15 protein-coding genes are annotated in these 14,118 nt (G+C 71.3%); 8 read left to right on the top strand and 7 right to left on the bottom strand.

What is annotated here, in order from left to right; translation table 11 throughout:
* Window positions 1–88 precede the first annotated feature (88 nt).
* Window positions 89–652 carry an HD domain-containing protein gene (locus ACIA8D_RS37570; RefSeq protein ID WP_399239225.1) on the bottom strand — a complete coding sequence of 188 codons (564 nt, stop codon included), beginning with the start codon at window positions 650–652 and terminating at the stop codon, window positions 89–91.
* A gap of 129 nt (window positions 653–781) precedes the next feature.
* Here ACIA8D_RS37570 and ACIA8D_RS37565 point away from each other — a divergent pair, with 129 nt between their 5' ends.
* The 4 genes from ACIA8D_RS37565 (at window position 782) to ACIA8D_RS37550 (ending at window position 3,451) form a co-directional block, all read left to right on the top strand.
* Window positions 782–1,147, top strand: a complete 366-nt coding sequence (locus tag ACIA8D_RS37565) for a hypothetical protein (RefSeq protein ID WP_399239223.1) — start codon at window positions 782–784, stop codon at window positions 1,145–1,147.
* Between the two features lie 59 nt (window positions 1,148–1,206).
* Entirely contained in the window at window positions 1,207–1,968 is a 762-nt protein-coding gene (locus ACIA8D_RS37560; RefSeq protein ID WP_399239221.1) for a DsbA family protein, read from the top strand.
* Window positions 1,965–2,807, top strand: coding sequence for a cytochrome c biogenesis CcdA family protein (locus ACIA8D_RS37555; protein ID WP_399239219.1), 843 nt, complete (start codon window positions 1,965–1,967; stop codon window positions 2,805–2,807). The genes ACIA8D_RS37560 and ACIA8D_RS37555 overlap by 4 nt, the downstream gene beginning before the upstream one ends.
* A 467-nt stretch (window positions 2,808–3,274) precedes the next feature.
* Window positions 3,275–3,451, top strand: coding sequence for a hypothetical protein (locus ACIA8D_RS37550; protein ID WP_267072111.1), 177 nt, complete (start codon window positions 3,275–3,277; stop codon window positions 3,449–3,451).
* 99 nt (window positions 3,452–3,550) lie between these two features.
* On the opposite strand, the gene ACIA8D_RS37545 is transcribed toward ACIA8D_RS37550, so the two are convergent.
* Both ACIA8D_RS37545 and ACIA8D_RS37540 read right to left on the bottom strand, forming a co-directional pair.
* On the bottom strand, window positions 3,551–5,194 hold the full coding sequence (locus ACIA8D_RS37545; RefSeq protein WP_399239216.1) for an amidohydrolase: 1,644 nt from the start codon (window positions 5,192–5,194) through the stop codon (window positions 3,551–3,553).
* A 42-nt stretch (window positions 5,195–5,236) separates the two neighbouring features.
* Entirely contained in the window at window positions 5,237–6,718 is a 1,482-nt protein-coding gene (locus ACIA8D_RS37540; protein ID WP_399239214.1) for an APC family permease, read from the bottom strand.
* A gap of 165 nt (window positions 6,719–6,883) precedes the next feature.
* Here ACIA8D_RS37540 and ACIA8D_RS37535 point away from each other — a divergent pair, with 165 nt between their 5' ends.
* The gene (locus ACIA8D_RS37535) at window positions 6,884–7,582 is read left to right on the top strand and encodes a TetR/AcrR family transcriptional regulator (protein ID WP_399239212.1); all 699 of its coding nucleotides are present in this window, start codon (window positions 6,884–6,886) and stop codon (window positions 7,580–7,582) included.
* Window positions 7,583–7,585: 3 nt separating this feature from the next.
* Here ACIA8D_RS37535 and ACIA8D_RS37530 read toward each other — a convergent pair whose 3' ends face one another.
* The 4 genes from ACIA8D_RS37530 to ACIA8D_RS37515 all read right to left on the bottom strand — a co-directional run bounded on the left by ACIA8D_RS37530 (window position 7,586) and on the right by ACIA8D_RS37515 (window position 10,196).
* Window positions 7,586–7,726 carry a hypothetical protein gene (locus ACIA8D_RS37530; protein ID WP_399239210.1) on the bottom strand — a complete coding sequence of 47 codons (141 nt, stop codon included), beginning with the start codon at window positions 7,724–7,726 and terminating at the stop codon, window positions 7,586–7,588.
* Between the two features lie 40 nt (window positions 7,727–7,766).
* On the bottom strand, window positions 7,767–8,045 hold the full coding sequence (locus tag ACIA8D_RS37525; protein ID WP_399239208.1) for a hypothetical protein: 279 nt from the start codon (window positions 8,043–8,045) through the stop codon (window positions 7,767–7,769).
* Between the two features lie 104 nt (window positions 8,046–8,149).
* Window positions 8,150–9,415, bottom strand: a complete 1,266-nt coding sequence (locus tag ACIA8D_RS37520; RefSeq protein ID WP_399239206.1) for an alpha-L-fucosidase — start codon at window positions 9,413–9,415, stop codon at window positions 8,150–8,152.
* Window positions 9,416–9,512: 97 nt separating this feature from the next.
* Window positions 9,513–10,196, bottom strand: coding sequence for a FadR/GntR family transcriptional regulator (locus ACIA8D_RS37515; protein WP_399239204.1), 684 nt, complete (start codon window positions 10,194–10,196; stop codon window positions 9,513–9,515).
* A 206-nt stretch (window positions 10,197–10,402) separates the two neighbouring features.
* On the opposite strand from ACIA8D_RS37515, the gene ACIA8D_RS37510 reads away from it, so the two are divergent.
* From ACIA8D_RS37510 to ACIA8D_RS37500, 3 genes are read left to right on the top strand one after another with little or no spacing between them, the layout of a single operon-like run.
* A complete protein-coding gene (locus ACIA8D_RS37510; RefSeq protein ID WP_399239202.1) occupies window positions 10,403–11,518 on the top strand; it encodes a sugar ABC transporter substrate-binding protein in 1,116 nt (371 codons plus the stop codon).
* Entirely contained in the window at window positions 11,515–13,047 is a 1,533-nt protein-coding gene (locus ACIA8D_RS37505) for a sugar ABC transporter ATP-binding protein (RefSeq protein ID WP_399239200.1), read from the top strand. The genes ACIA8D_RS37510 and ACIA8D_RS37505 overlap by 4 nt, the downstream gene beginning before the upstream one ends.
* Window positions 12,998–14,098 carry an ABC transporter permease gene (locus ACIA8D_RS37500; RefSeq protein ID WP_399239198.1) on the top strand — a complete coding sequence of 367 codons (1,101 nt, stop codon included), beginning with the start codon at window positions 12,998–13,000 and terminating at the stop codon, window positions 14,096–14,098. Before ACIA8D_RS37505 ends, ACIA8D_RS37500 begins: the two co-directional genes overlap by 50 nt.
* Window positions 14,099–14,118: the final 20 nt, after the last annotated feature.

Raw genomic sequence — 14,118 nt, 5'->3', positions numbered from 1 at the left:
CGACGCTCCGCGTCGCCTCCCTCCTCCGCCTTGCGATCGCACGCACCAGGCCCCGCTCCCTGATCCGGCCTGATCCAAACGACAAGCCCTAGTGGGTGTACGAGGCCTGGGTGGCCGCCACGAGTTCGAGGACCGGGCGCCAGTCCTCCAGGTCCCCCGCGTCCAGGCCCACGACCTTGCCCGCGTCGTCCGCCTGCCGCACCGTCACCGCGTCCTCCGCGTGCGGGTCCGCCTCGAACGCCGCCACCTCCCGTGGCGTCATCGTCCCGCCCTGCAGGCCCAGCGTCAGCGCACTCTGCGGGGACAGGCCGCGCCCCGGCTCGGTCGTCGCCAGATACCGCTTCGCCGGCACGTGCAGCCGTACGAGCTGTGCCACCCGCTCGCCGAGCAGCCCGCGCACCGCGTCCGCCGCCCGGTCCGCGTGCCCCGCGTCGTCGCCCGGGCACAGCAGGTGCCCGAGGTCGTGGACGAGCCCCGCGACCTGCAACTCCTTGTCGCTGGGCCGGGAGCGGCGCAGCAGCGCCGCCGTCTGCAGCGCGTGGTCGTGCAGATCGACGGGGTCACCGCTGCGGTCGGGGGTGTCCCAGGAGCCCCGGCAGGCGTTCAACGAGGCCATCAGTTCCTCGACGGTGCGCAATTCGACGCGTTCCATGGACGACTCCTCCCGAAGCTCTTCCGCAGCCTGCCCGGAAGCAGACCATGGCGAACCGAGGACGAGCCGACCCACCGGTCAACAGGACGTGAACGCTGTCCCCTTTCTCCCATGGTGCAGAATTGCCGCATGCGCCGCCTCACCGTCGTCCCCGCTCTCCTGGTGACCCTCCTGGTCACCGTGGTGGGCGCGGCATGGGGCAGCGACTTCGGCGGCGCGCCCGTCGAACCGGCCCCGGCCCTCGCGTCCGTGCAACAGGGGACGTCGCCCGGCGGCTCGACCGACTGCGCCCCCCAGGGGCCGCACGCCCCCGACAGCCGCCAGGGCGTGCCCTCGCGCGGCACGAGCGCCCACGAACTCCTCGCCCCGCTCGCGTACGCGCACGGCGTCGCCGCGCCGCTCACGGGCATCGTGCCGCCCACCCCGGCAGGCCGCGGACCGCCGCCGCCCAAGGACCCGCCCACCCCGGTCGAACTGTCCGTCCTGCGCGTGTAGATGACGCCCCGCCCCACCCGTCATCACGCATTCCCCACGCACGCAAGGACGACTTCGTCATGCCCAAGAACACCACCACCGCCCGCGCCAAGCAGCGCCGCTCCGCCGCGATCGCCGCCGCGGTCGCCGTGGCCGCGATCCTCCTCGGCACCGTCTCGTACACCGCGACCAGGCCCGAGACCCGTACCGACGCGGCCGACATGTCCGCTCAGCAGGGGGACACCACCGAGGCCAAGGACGAGCTGACCGACAAGCTCGTGAAGCTCGCCCGGCGCGACGCCAAGGACCCGCTCGCGCAGGGCCGCGCCGACGCGCCCGTGGTCCTCATCGAGTACGCCGACTTCAAGTGCGGCTACTGCGGCAAGTTCGCCCGCGACACCGAACCCGACCTGGTGAAGAAGTACGTCGACGACGGCACGCTGCGCATCGAGTGGCGCAACTTCCCGATCTTCGGCGCCGACTCGCAGTCCGCCGCGCGCGCGGCCTGGGCCGCGGGTCAGCAGGGCCGCTTCTGGCAGTTCCACAAGGCGGCCTACGCGGACGGCGCCAAGGACAAGGGCTTCGGCGCCGACCGCCTCGACGCGCTCGCCCGCGAGGCCGGGGTGAAGGACCTCGACCGGTTCCGCACCGACCGCGCGGGCAAGGCGGCGCAGGCCGCGGTGAAGCAGGACAGCGACGAGGCGTACGCGCTCGGCGCCACCTCCACGCCCTCCTTCCTCATCAACGGGACGCCCATCGCGGGTGCCCAGCCCGAGGCCGCCTTCGAGCAGGCCATCGAGGCGGCGAAGGCGCAGTCCGCGAAGTCCGGCGGCGGCAAGTGAACGACATCGGCTACTTCGCGGCGTTCCTCGGCGGCCTGCTCGCCCTGCTCAGCCCCTGCAGCGCCCTGCTGCTGCCCGCGTTCTTCGCGTACTCCATCGACAGCCCGCCCCGGCTCGTCGCCCGCACCGGAGTCTTCTACCTCGGGCTCGCCACCACCCTGGTCCCGCTCGGCGCCGCCGGCTCGTACGCGGGACGCTTCTTCTACGGCAACCGTGACCTGCTCGTCTCTGTCGGCGGCTGGCTGATCATCGCGCTCGGCGTGCTCCAGATCGCGGGCCGCGGCTTCGCATCGCGCCGCATGTCGGAGCTCTCCGGCCGCATCCGGCCCACCAACGCGGTGTCCGTGTACGCGCTCGGGGCGGTCTACGGACTCGCCGGATTCTGCGCGGGACCGATCCTCGGCAGCGTCCTGACGGTCGCGGCGCTCGGCGGACACCCGGTGTACGGCGGGGCGCTGCTCGCGGTGTACGCCCTGGGCATGGCCGTACCGCTGTTCCTGCTCGCCCTGTTGTGGGAACGGTTCGACCTCGGCAAGAAGCGGTGGCTGCGCGGCCGCCCGGTCCGCATCGGCCGTTTCCAGACGCACTCGACGTCGCTCGCCTCCGGCCTGTTCTTCCTGGCGCTCGGCACGCTGTTCCTCGTCTTCGACGGGACGACGGCGCTGCCCGGACTCCTCGACGTCGACAACTCGTTCGCCGCCGAGCAGTGGGCGCGCGGCATGGGCGACCGCGTGCCGGACCTCCTCGTCCTCGTCGTGGCCGGCGTGCTGGTGAGCGCGTTCTTCCTCGTACGGGCGCTGCGCGGGCGGGCGGAGGGCGTGCCGGTCGAGAGCGAGTAGCGAGCGGAGGCAGGGGCGAGTTGACGCCAAACTCCCGCGTCGACCGCCCCGCCCCACGTGCCCCGGTGGCCCCGGACGACGCTTCGGGGTACGCCGTCACCGCGCGGCGACACGCCGCGTTGTCCTGAAGTGCCCCCGTACGAGCGAAAACCCGTCGCGCCGGACCGGGGGCCCGTGGCTGAATGAACGCCAGGCGACCTCCGAAAGACCCAGAGATTTCAGCCCCAGTGAGCGGACCCCCGCTCATATGGTTAGGCTGTAGCCGCACGGTTACCGCAAGTGGGTCCGACACCTTGACCCATGGTGGCCGTACAGGGAGAGACCGAGAACCACGGCCGATCCCACCAGCGACAACCGGCGCCACCGCGCCCGAACTGGCCCTCTACACAAGCCCATCGGGCGCTGGACCCCGCGCGACGCTGGGCCGGACTGCCGGAGCGGGTTACCCGACACACAAGGAGTGCGCGGTGACACCAGAGAAGACGAATCGCGAACAGAGCCCCAAGGACCGGGCCGAGCGGGCCGGCCGGCGCAGGCCGGAGAAGCTCGGCAGTCTCGACGTCTGGGCGAGGTCGGCGCCGATCCGCCTCGCGGGGTACGAGGACGATTTGGCGGAGCCGCACATTCTGCCCAGCGTGGATTGAGACCGGGTTTCCTGGTTGCGCCGTGCCGTGGGCGGGGTCGCGGGGCTCTGCCCCGGGCCCCGCGCCTCAATCGCCGGCGGGGCTTGATTGGCCGGCGCGTCAGCCAGTGAACACCCGTTGCCCGTCCACGAAGGTCTGCTCGACCTTCGTCGAGCCGATCTCCTCCGCCGGGCCGGCGAACGGGTCGCGGTCCAGGACCGCCAGGTCGGCCAGGTAGCCCGCCGCGATCACCCCCGTCTCCGCGTCGAGATGGTTCACGTACGCGCTGCCGGACGTGTACGCCGTGAGCGCGTCACCGAGGCCGATTCGCTGCTCCGGCAGGAACACCGGCGTCCCGGCGGGTGCGTCCGCCAGGATCCGGTTCACCGCCACATGAATGCCCTGCAAGGGGTCCGGGCTGCTCACCGGCCAGTCGCTGCCCGCCGCGAGTGTCGCCCCGGCCCGCAGCAGCGCCCCGAACGGATACTGCCAGGCGGTCCGCTCCGCCCCCAGGAACGGGATCGTCAGGTCGTCCATCTGCGGCTCGTGCGCCGCCCACAGTGCCTGCATGTTCGCCGTCGCCCCCAGTTCCCGGAAGCGGCCGATGTCGTCGGGGTGCACGACCTGAAGATGCGCGAGGTGCGGGCGCGTGTTCGTCCAACCATTGGCCCCCCGTGCCGCTTCGACGGCATCGAGTGCCTCGCGGACGGCCCGGTCGCCGAGCGCGTGGAAGTGCACCTGGAAACCGTGGGCGTCCAGTTCGGTCACGTACTTCTTCAGCGCCTCGGGCGGTACGAAGCTGATCCCGCTGTTGTCCGAGCGGCAGCCGCAGCCGTCGAGATACGGGCCGAGCAGCGCCGCCGTGCCGTTCTCCGCGACCCCGTCCTGCATGATCTTCACGGTCGTCGAGCGGAGCCGGCCGCGGGTGCCGGCCGCGCGCCGGGCCAGCAGTTCCTCGATCTGCTCGGTGCCGCGCGCCCGGTCCCACCACAGCGCGCCCACGACGCGCGCGGTGAGCCGTCCGTCGTCGGCGCAGGCCAGATACGCGTCCGTGGGGTCGGTCAGGTTGGCGTGGTCGCCGAGGATGGCGTCCTGCCAGGCCGTGACGCCCAGGGAGTGCAGGTGCTCCTGGGCGCGGAGCAGCCCCGCGATCCGCTCCTCGCGGGTGACCGGCGGGAGCAGGCGGCCGACGAGGTTCGCGGCGCCCTCCTGGAGCATGCCGGTCGGTGTGCCGTCCGCCGCGCGCTCGATGCGGCCGTCCGACGGGTCCGGGGCGCGGGCGTCGAGTCCGGCGGCCCGCAGCGCGCGCGAGTTGACCCAGGCGCCGTGGTGGTCCCGGTTGACCAAATACACCGGCCGGTCCGGCACCAGGTCGTCCAGCTCGGCCGCCGTCGGCAGCCCGCCCGGGAACGCCTCCATCGCCCAGCCGCCCCCGGTGATCCACTCGGCGTCCGGGTGCGCGCTCGCGTACGCGGCGATCAGCTCCCGGTATTCGGCGAGCGTGGTGGAGCCGCTCAGGTCGCACTGGCCCATCTCCATGCCCGCCCCCACGGGGTGCGCGTGCGCGTCCTGGAAGCCGGGGACCAGCAACTTGCCTGCCAGGTCGACGACGTCGGTGCGTGGTCCGATCAACTCGCGCACCTCGTCGTGGCCGACGGCGACGATCCGCTCGCCCCGCACTGCGACGGACGTGGCGCGCGAGCGGGAGGGGGAGCCGGTGTGGACGGGGCCGCCGGTGAGGACGAGGTCGGCGGGTGCGGGCATGGTCTCAACTCCTAGTGAGTGTACGGGTGGTGCGAGGATTGGTCAGTGGGCCGTCGGCCCGACCAGTTCGACGGAGTCGGCGTCGGTGCCGCGCCCGGTCCTGAAGTAGGGGGAGCGGCGGCCGTACTTGGCGACCGCGGCCATCACGAGGCCGGAGACGACGATCGCCGCGGGCACCGCCAGCATGAACCAGCCGTTGTCCGGCGACAGTTCGAAGTGGTCGCTCATCGTCGCGTACGAGTACGCCAGATACGCGCCGATGCCGAGCAGCGCGAGGGCGCTGAGCCCCGGCACGAGGACCGCGCGCACCGCCTCCCGGGGTGCCGTGCGCAGCAGTGAGCGGAAGCGGACCGAGCAGGCGAGGGCCGTGAGGCCGTAGTAGAGGGCGACGGTGAGCCCGATGGAGTTCACCGCGGCGAGGATCATCTCGTTCAACTTCGGTATCGCCAGGGCGAGCAGGGCGACCGCCGCCGCGATCGACATCACGACGACGGTGCCGGCGGCGGGCGAACCGTAGCGCGGGCTCACCCGCGTCCAGATCGGCCCCATCGTGCGGTCCCGGCCCATCGCGAGCAGTCCGCGCGCCGTCGGGATCACGCTGGCCTGCAAGGACGCCACCGCCGAGAAGAGCAGCGCGAGCAGCGGCAGGCTGGCCACCGGCTCGTCGGCGAGCTTCGCGCCGAGGTAGGTGAGGGCCTGCGGGCCCTGCTCGACCAGTTCGGGCAGCGACATCTCGCGCTGGAAGGCCACGGAACCGTAGAGAAAGAGGCCGAGCATCGCGAAGAGAGCGATCAGGCCGCCGCGCCCCGCGTCCCGTACGTCCTTCGTCTCCTCGGTGACCGTGAACGCCGCGTCCCAGCCCCAGTAGAAGAACACCGCGAGGACCAGGCCCTGCGCGAAGGCGGTGCCGCCGTGGATGTCGAACGGGTTGAACCACGACCACTGGAAGGCGTGCGAGCCGGTGACCAGGGACCAGCCGCAGAACCCGAGCAGCACCACGTACTCGAAGACGAGCAGCCACGCCTGGAGGCGGGTCGCCTTGCGGACGCCGGTGACCGCGGTGACGGTGACGGCGGTGAGCACGAGCAGGCCGACGACCGTCGAGAGCGCCGTCGAGTTCGGGTCGAGGTCGAGCCCGAACAGGGCGTGCAGATCGGCCTTGTTGGCGAACTGGAGGAAGACCGAGCCCGTCACCGCGCTCGTGTACGCCATGAAGACCAGCGTGCCGACGAGGGTGACCCAGCCCGTCAGGAAGCCCAGCCAGGGGCCGAGCGAACCGCCCACCCAGACGTAGCCGCTGCCCATGTTCGGCTCCTGGCGGTTCAGGCGGGCGTAGGCCACCGCGATCCCCAGGATCGGCAGGAACGCCACCAGCAGGACCGCGGGCGCGTGCAGCCCGACCGTCGCGGCCAGCGAACCCATCCCGATGCCGATGCTGGTGGTCGCGGCGGTGCTGGACGCGGCGATGGCGATGCCGTCGACGACACCGAGGGAGCGGCGCAGGCCTGGTGGTTCGCTTCTCATGATCGATCTCCTGACGGCAGGGGAGAGGGAGACGTGCGAGGGGGCTGTGCGAGAGGTGCGTGCCTGTCGGGGGTGACCGGCGACCGCGATCAAATCGGCCTTGCCAGCTTGCGTCAATGGTGTTGTCATAAGAGGGACGCGCCCGGCGAGGGAGGGGAGAGGGTCATGACGGAGGGGCGGATCCCGGTTGAACGGCGGCGACGCAAGCCGACGAAGTCGGGGGTGCTGCTGTCCGAGGACGTGATCGTCGACTGTGCGCTGCGCCTGGTCGGGCAGCACGGGTCCGACGCGCTGAGCGTGCGCCGCCTCGGCGCGGCCCTGGGCTGCGATCCGAGCGCGCTGTACCGCTACTTCCACAGCACGGACGACCTGCTGCTCGCCGTCTCCGACCGGATCATCGGTGAGGCCATGGACGGTTTCCACCCCGAGCGGATGGCCTGGCGCGACGGGCTGCGCGAGTTCGGGCTGCGCATCCACCGCGGGTACCGCGCGCACCCGCGGGTCGCGGCGCTCGCGGCGTACCGGGTGACGCGGCGCGCGCACGAGTTCCGGGCCGTCGACGCGGGCATCGGCCTGCTGCGGCGGGCCGGGTTCGACGACGAGGACGCGGTGCGCCACTACTCCGCGTTCGTCGACACCGTCCTCGGCCACGCGGCCCTGGACGCCGCGTACTTGGCGCTGCCGCCGGAGCGCAGGGAGGCGGACGACCGGGCGTGGACGGGGGAGTACGCGACCCTGTCGGCCGACACCCACCCTCAACTGGGTGCGGTGCGCGAGCACTTGCCGCTGATGGCGGGAAGCTCGTTCGAGGTGGCGTTGGAACTGCTGCTGACGGCGGTGGAGGTGGCGGCGGCGGCGGGGTGAGTGTCAGGGGCGGTAGATGCACTCCGCGATCGTCGAGTGCTTCTTCCAGCCCAAGGTCTCGTACAGGGCGCGGCCGGTGTCCGTCGCGCCGAGGACGCCGATGTGCGCGCCCCGGGCCGCGGCCTGGTCGGCGAGTGTGCGCATCACGAAGCCGCCCAGGCCGCGCCGCCGGTGCGCTCCGAGGTCACCACCCGGTCCACCACCGCTGCCTCGCCGACGAGCGCCGCCCGCCCCTGGGCCGCCGGCTCGCCCGTCTCGTCTTCATCCAGGTCCGCGGGACCGTCACGGAGGCGGCCGCGTCGCGGACCAGCGACTCCTCTGCCTCGGGGAGGACATGGCGGCCCACTTCGGCGGGGTTGTCGGTCACCGCGATGTAGAACCCCCAGGGCTGCGCGACCGGTGAAGGCGTCCGCCGTGACACGGCCCAGCCCGCCACCCATGTCCTGACCGTGTCCGCAAGCATGGAGTCCTCCGACAGCCCGTGTAATACCCGCTGTGCTCGACTGCTCCTTACGTGGCGCGGTCGCGCTCCGAGGGCGGAATCCCGCCCCCGCAGGGGCCTCCAGGTCAGTCCCGAGCGTGTTCCCGGTACAAGTCCAGTTCACCGTCGAGTTCCAGGGCGAGGACCGTGCAGTACGGGTCCAGGAGGGTGTCGTCGTCGAGGTGGAGGTACTCCCAGCCGGGCACCTCGCCGAGGCCGCCGACGCGTTCGTGGCGGATCTCCGTGTCCGTGCCGACGACGCGCGCCGTCCGAACCTGATTGCGGACGCCGCGCAGCACCACGTACTCGTTGGGCCGGTCGAACGTGAAGAGGTACAGGGTGCGGCGGTCGGCGGAGAGGGCCGACGGGCCGTAGAAGTGGCCGTGCGGAAGCCCGCGCGAGGTGTCGTACACGGCGGGTTCGTGGCGCCCGATCCAGTCGCCGAGCGTCGTGAGCCGGTCGGCGGCCTCGGCCGGTACGGTGCCGTCCTCGCGCGGTCCGACGTCGAGCAGCAGATTTCCTCCGCCGCCGATGGTCTCGGCGAAGATGCGGACGATCTGCCGGGGGCTCTTCCAGGCGGTGTCGCCGTGCTGGTAGCCCCAGGAGTCGTTGAGGGTGAGGCACAGTTCCCACGGTCCGGCCGGTGGCTCGATCGGGACGCCCTGCTCGGGGGTGGCGTAGTCCCCGTGGCCGCTCAGGCGGCCGTTGGAGACGGTGTGCGCAGACAACTCGCCGATGAGATGCGCGAGTTCGGTCATGCGCCACTGCTGCGGGCTGCGCTCCCACTCGCCGTCGAACCAAAGCAGGTCCGGCTGGTAGCGGGTGAGCAGCTCGCGGATCTGCGCGCGGTGGAAGGAGAGGAAGGACTCCCAGCGGGCCGGATCCTCGTCGCCCGCGGCCGGCATCGAGTACGGGTTGCCGCGGTCGCCCGGATTCTGGTCGGCGGGCCGGATGCTGGCGTAGTCGGGATGGGACCAGTCCAGGTGGGAGTAGTAGAAGCCGACCTTGATGCCCCGGCGCCGGAGTGCGTCGACGTACGGTCCGATCAGGTCGCGGCCGGCCGGGGTGCGCTTGACCACCGACAGGTCGTTCGCCCCGGTGTCCCAGAGAGCGAGGCCGTCGTGGTGCTTGGTGGTGAGCACGGCGTAGTGCGCGCCCGCGCGGGCGAAGAGGTCCGCCCAGTCGTCCGGATCGTAGGCCCGCGCGGTGAAGCCGTCGAGCTGGCGCATGTACGTGTCGTACGGGACCTGCCCGTTGAAGAATGACCACGACTCGGCCACGCCGTCGACGGCGTAGATCCCCCAGTGGATGAAGATCCCGAGCTTTCCGTCGGTGAACCAGGGCTGGATCATGCGGGGGTCTCCTCCGGGGGAAGGTTGCTGGTGGGAGTCGTCGTCGAACGTGCCGTGGCAAGCGGTGGGCGCTCGGGCCCGGAGTGCCTGTCGGGGGTCAGCCCAACTGCCCGCGCATCCACTCCTCCACCTCGCCCACATGCGCCGCGGCGGCGGCCCGCGCCGCTTCCGGGTCGCGGGCCGTCAGGGCGTACAGGATGCGGGCGTGTTCGCGGCGGGTGCGCTCGAAGGCGCCCTCCTGTTCGTACCCGCGCCACACGCGCGCCCGGAAGGTCCGGGAGGACAGGCCCTCCAGGATCGCCGCCATCGTGTCGTTGCCCGCGGCCGCGGCGATCGTCCGGTGGAACGCCAGGTCGTGGGAGAGGATCTCGTCCGGATCGTCCGTCGCCTCCATCGCCGCCAAGTGGTCCTCCACCTCGGCAAGTTGGGTGCGCGTGATGCGTGCGGCGGCGAGCGCGGTGGCCGTCGACTCCAGGATGCGACGCACCTCCAGGAGTTCCACGAGGCGGGGCCCGCGCGACAGGTCGGCGACCACCCCGAACGTCTCCAGGAGGTCACCGGCCTCCAACTGCGTGACATAGATGCCCGATCCGTGGCGCGCCTCCAGGGCGCCGAGCACCGTGAGTGCCCGGATCGCCTCCCGCATGGAACTGCGCGAGATGCCGAGTTGCGCCGCCAGGTCCCGCTCGGTGGGCAGTCGTTGGCCCGGCTGGAGCTCGCCGCTGCCGATCATCGCCTTGAGCTGTTCAATGGCCCGTTGGGTGACGGTGGCCTTCTGCATGGCGCGCAGTGTAACCAGCCAGGTGGTCGGACCACTACGGGGGAAGTCGGACCTCTTGCTCGTGCCCGACCCGGTAAATACCCAGAAAACTTGCCTACGAAGGGTGTTGGGGCGCCGAAGTGGTCTGATAAATATCTCGGCGCGGGCGTATCCGGAGGGGCGGAGACCGGCCGCGCCCATGACTTCAGGAGCCGAGGAGCAGTCCGATGACTGGCACCACGATGGACTCGAAGGGAACGACCAGGGGGAACGGGGCGGCACGCGGCCGCGGTTCCCGAAGGCGAGGGCTGAGTGCGGCCGCCCTGTTCGGGTGCGCCGCGCTCGCGCTCGCCGCCTGCGGCAGCACCAAGGACACCGCGGCCGGAGCGGGCGGCGGAGGCGGCGACGGCAAGGGCAAGGTGGGTGTCGTACTGCCGCTGCTGACCTCGCCGTTCTGGCAGTCGTACAACGACTACGTGCCGAAGATGGCGAAGTCCGAGGGCGTGGACGCGCTGAAGACGGTCAACTCCAACAGCGACCCCTCGCAGCAGATCACGGACATCAACAACCAGCTCAACCAGGGCGTCAAGGGCCTCGTCGTCGCGCCGCTCGACAGCGCCGCCATCGGCGCCGGGCTCGACCAGGCCGAGCGCAAGGGCGTGCCGGTCGTCGCCGTGGACGTCGCGCCCGACAAGGGCAAGGTCGCCATGGTCGTCCGCGCCAACAACGTCGCGTACGGCAAGAAGGCCTGCGGCTACCTCGGCGACCATGTGAAGTCGGGGAAGGTCGTCCAGGTCATGGGCGACCTCGCGTCCGTGAACGGGCGTGAGCGCTCCAAGGCGTTCCGGGACTGCGTGAAGGAGAAGTACCCGAAGCTGAAGGTCCTGGAGATCCCGGCGAAGTGGGAGTCGGACACCGCCGCCTCCAAGCTCGACACCCTCCTCAACGCCAACCCCGACATCAAGGGCATCTACCTGCAGGCGGGCGGCGTCTACCTCGCCCCGACGCTCCAGACCCTCAAGTCCAAGGGGATGCTGAAGACGGCGGGCGACCCCAAGCACATCACGATCGTGTCGAACGACGGCATCCCGCAGGAGTTCGCCGCCATCCGCAAGGGTCAGATCGACGCGACGGTGTCCCAGCCCGCCGACACGTACGCCAAGTACGGCATGTACTACATCAAGGCCGCGATGCAGGGGAAGAAGTTCAAGCCCGGCCCCACCGACCACGGCTCGAAGATCGTCAAGCTGCCCAGCGGCACTCTGGAGGACCAGCTGCCCGCCCCGCTGGTCACCAAGAAGAACGTCGACGACTCCGAGCTGTGGGGAAACACGGTCAAGTGACCGCCCCCACCGCTCCTTTGGTCGAGGCCCGCGGCATCGTCAAGCGCTACGGGCCCACGGTCGCCCTCGCCGACGGCCGGCTCACCGTGCGCGCCGGCGAGTCCCACGCGCTCGTCGGGCGCAACGGCGCGGGCAAGTCCACGCTCGTCCAGATCCTCACCGGGCTCCAGGCCGCCGACGACGGCACGCTCACCTTCGACGGTGCGCCCGCGCCGCCGCTCGGCGACCGCGAGGCGTGGCGCGCGAAGGTCGCCTGCGTCTACCAAAAGCCCACCGTCATACCCGAGTTGACCGTCGCGGAGAATCTGTTCCTGAACCGGCAGCCGGGCGCCCGGCGCGGCTTCTTCAGCTGGAAGAAGCTCGACGCCGAGGCCCGCGGGCTGCTCGACACCTGGGACGTCCGCGTCGACCCCGGAGCACGCACCGCGGACCTCAAGGTCGAGGACCGCCAAATGGTCGAGATCGCACGGGCGTTGAGCGGCGGCGCCCGCTTCATCGTCCTCGACGAGCCGACCGCGCAGCTCGACAACCGGGAGATCGAGCGCCTCTTCGCCCGCATGCGAGCCCTCCAGGACTCGGGCGTGACCTTCCTGTTCATCTCGCACCACCTCCAGGAGGTGTACGAGGTGTGCCGGACGGTCACCGTGCTCCGCGACGCCCGCTGGATCACCACGGCTCCGGTCGCCGAACTGCCCCGGCCCGCACTCGTCGAGGCGATGGCGGGGGAGGCGGTCGCGGAACAGGCGGCGGCAGCGGCGGAGGCCGTCGTCGAGCAGGCGGCCGAGGAGGCCGTCGAGCCGGTCGTCCTTGAGGTCGCGGGCCTCACCTCGGACACCTACGAGAACGTGGACCTGACCGTGCGGCGCGGCGAGGTCGTCGGGCTCGCGGGCTCCAGCGGCAGCGGCAAGATCGCGCTCGCGGAGTCCCTCGCCGGACTGCACACACCCACGTCGGGCACGGCCCGGCTCGACGGGCGTCCGCTGCCCTTCGGGGACGTGTCAGCCGCGCTCGCCGCGGGCGTGGGATGCGTGCCGCGCGACCGGCACGACCAGGGGCTCGTCACCGGCATGTCCATCGGCGACAACTCCACGCTGTCGGTGCTCGGGCGGCTCGGCCGGCGCGGATTCATCGGCACGGAGAGCCGCCGGCGGTTCGCCAGTGAGCTGATCGAGCGGCTCGACATCCATGCGGAGGGGCCCGACCAGGCCGTCTCCGACCTGTCCGGCGGCAACGCGCAGAAGGTGGTGATGGCCCGTGCGCTGGCCTCCGACCCGCGGCTGCTCGTGCTCATCAACCCGACCGCCGGGGTCGACGTGAAGTCGAAGGAGTCGCTGCTGCGGAGGGTCGACAGTGCGCGCGACGACGGCACGGCGGTCCTCGTCGTGTCGGACGAGCTTGATGACCTGCGGCGCTGCGACCGGGTTTTTGTGCTGTTCCACGGTCGCGTCGTCGCGGAACACGCGGCGGGGTGGGCCGACCATGCGCTTGTCGCGTCGATCGAGGGGGTTGCCAGTGACGTCCACCCGTAAAGTTGCGGACACTCCGGTGCCCAGGCCGCGGGGCTCTGCCCCGGACCCCGCTGGCTCTCGTCCAACAGCGGGGCTCAATAGTGCCAAGAATGTTCTGTTGCGGCGCGCACGCGAACTCGCCCTCGTGCCCGCCCTCATACTCCTCCTGATCCTCGGTGCCGTCCTCAACGACTCGTTCCTGACCGAGCAGAACATCATCTCCATCCTCGGCTCCTCCGCCGCCCTCGCGATGGTGGTCCTCGCCGAGTCCCTTGTCCTCATCAGCGGCAAGTTCGACCTGTCGCTCGAATCGGTTGTCGGCATCGCGCCCGCCTTCGGCGCGCTGCTCGTGCTGCCCGTCGCGCAGTCCGGGTTCGGCACCGAATTCCCCGTCGCCGTCTCGCTGTTGGCGGTGCTCGTGGCCGGGGCGTGCATCGGTGCCTTCAACGGTGTGCTCGTCGTCAAGCTGCGGCTCAACGCGTTCATCGTGACGCTCGCGATGCTGATCGTGCTGCGCGGGCTGCTCGTCGGGGCGACCAAGGGCAAGACGCTGTTCGGGATGCCCGACGCGTTCTTCGCGCTCGCCACCTCGACGTTCCTGCGCGTTCCGATGTCGGTGTGGTTCGCCGCCATCGCGTTCGGTGTCGCCGGGCTCGTCCTCAAGTACCACCGGGTGGGCCGGGCCCTGTACGCGATCGGCGGCAACGCCGAGGCCGCGCGCGCCGCGGGCATCCGCGTCGAGCGCGTCATGCTCGGTGTCTTCGTGGTCGCGGGTGTCCTCGCCTCCGTCGGCGGCATCATGCAGACCGGATACGTGGGTGCCATCAGCGCCAACCAGGGCAACAACATGATCTTCACGGTGTTCGCCGCGGCAGTCATCGGAGGCATCAGCCTCGACGGCGGCAAGGGCACCATGTTCGGCGCCCTGACCGGCGTACTGCTGCTCGGTGTCGTACAGAACATGCTGACCCTCGCCCAGGTGCCGTCCTTCTGGATCCAGGCCATCTACGGCGGAATCATCCTGCTCGCCCTCATGGTCGCCCGTGTCACCACCGGCCGCGCCCAGGACTGACGCCGCCCGACCACGCCCCC

This window comes from Streptomyces sp. NPDC051684, assembly GCF_044453445.1.
Taxonomy (GTDB): Bacteria; Actinomycetota; Actinomycetes; order Streptomycetales; family Streptomycetaceae; genus Streptomyces.
Note: the sequence above shows the minus strand (reverse complement) of the source record. Positions and strands in the feature narration are given on the sequence as shown.

Coding starts and splice junctions, on each gene's coding strand:
- ACIA8D_RS37510 (WP_399239202.1), top strand. CDS start 10,403: ATGACTGGCACCACGATGGACTCGAAGGGAACGACCAGGGGGAACGGG.
- ACIA8D_RS37570 (WP_399239225.1), bottom strand. CDS start 652: ATGGAACGCGTCGAATTGCGCACCGTCGAGGAACTGATGGCCTCGTTG.
- ACIA8D_RS37500 (WP_399239198.1), top strand. CDS start 12,998: ATGCGCTTGTCGCGTCGATCGAGGGGGTTGCCAGTGACGTCCACCCGT.
- ACIA8D_RS37520 (WP_399239206.1), bottom strand. CDS start 9,415: ATGATCCAGCCCTGGTTCACCGACGGAAAGCTCGGGATCTTCATCCAC.
- ACIA8D_RS37525 (WP_399239208.1), bottom strand. CDS start 8,045: ATGCTTGCGGACACGGTCAGGACATGGGTGGCGGGCTGGGCCGTGTCA.
- ACIA8D_RS37530 (WP_399239210.1), bottom strand. CDS start 7,726: ATGCGCACACTCGCCGACCAGGCCGCGGCCCGGGGCGCGCACATCGGC.
- ACIA8D_RS37535 (WP_399239212.1), top strand. CDS start 6,884: ATGACGGAGGGGCGGATCCCGGTTGAACGGCGGCGACGCAAGCCGACG.
- ACIA8D_RS37545 (WP_399239216.1), bottom strand. CDS start 5,194: ATGCCCGCACCCGCCGACCTCGTCCTCACCGGCGGCCCCGTCCACACC.
- ACIA8D_RS37515 (WP_399239204.1), bottom strand. CDS start 10,196: ATGCAGAAGGCCACCGTCACCCAACGGGCCATTGAACAGCTCAAGGCG.
- ACIA8D_RS37540 (WP_399239214.1), bottom strand. CDS start 6,718: ATGAGAAGCGAACCACCAGGCCTGCGCCGCTCCCTCGGTGTCGTCGAC.
- ACIA8D_RS37565 (WP_399239223.1), top strand. CDS start 782: ATGCGCCGCCTCACCGTCGTCCCCGCTCTCCTGGTGACCCTCCTGGTC.
- ACIA8D_RS37560 (WP_399239221.1), top strand. CDS start 1,207: ATGCCCAAGAACACCACCACCGCCCGCGCCAAGCAGCGCCGCTCCGCC.